Origin of the sequence: Pseudoxanthomonas yeongjuensis (assembly GCF_010093345.1) — a bacterium.
Classification (GTDB): Bacteria; Pseudomonadota; Gammaproteobacteria; order Xanthomonadales; family Xanthomonadaceae; genus Pseudoxanthomonas_A; species Pseudoxanthomonas_A yeongjuensis.
In genome coordinates, this window is the sequence record NZ_PDWT01000027.1 from 1 (window position 1) to 516 (window position 516).

The following is a 516-nucleotide window of genomic DNA, read 5'->3' on the forward strand; positions in this document are numbered from 1 at the left end:
TGGTGTCAGCTTAGATTGGCGGTATACAGCGTACCGAGACGTATCATACAGTTCCATTTATTATTTTTTCCCCACCTTAGCTATGTGCACTTTTTTTTTTTTACAAGAAAAAGCCGCAATACTGTCTTCTCCTTAGCTCGTGGCCGCGGAAATGTTTAAAAGAGACAGCGTTCAGCCGCCAGTCCGCGCCCAGCTGGTGGACGTACTCAGCGAAGGCGGTTTCGTTGGTCGTATCCCAGTAGGTCCAATCCTGGGTGGTGGTGGCATTGCGCGGCCATTCGTTCTGTGTGCCATCGCTGTTCATGAACCGCAGCGTCCCCCACATGATGCCGACCGAGTTGGCCTGCTGGTTCGAATAGCCGACGTTCAAGGTGCCGTTGTCGCCTATCTGGCCTTCGACCACGCCGTAGAGGAAGGTGCGGTCGTTCTGGTTGGCCTGCAGCCACGAATCTCCGTCCTCGTACGCCGCCACGATACGCCCGGCCCAGCGGCCGTCGTCGGTGAACGGAGTGGAAT

General features: G+C 55.8%; 1 pseudogene. It reads right to left on the minus strand.

Features of this window, described 5'->3' with window-relative positions:
- Positions 1 to 100 precede the first annotated feature (100 nt).
- Positions 101 to 516 (minus strand): annotated as a pseudogene (locus tag CSC74_RS17375) (hypothetical protein); the annotation flags it as partial.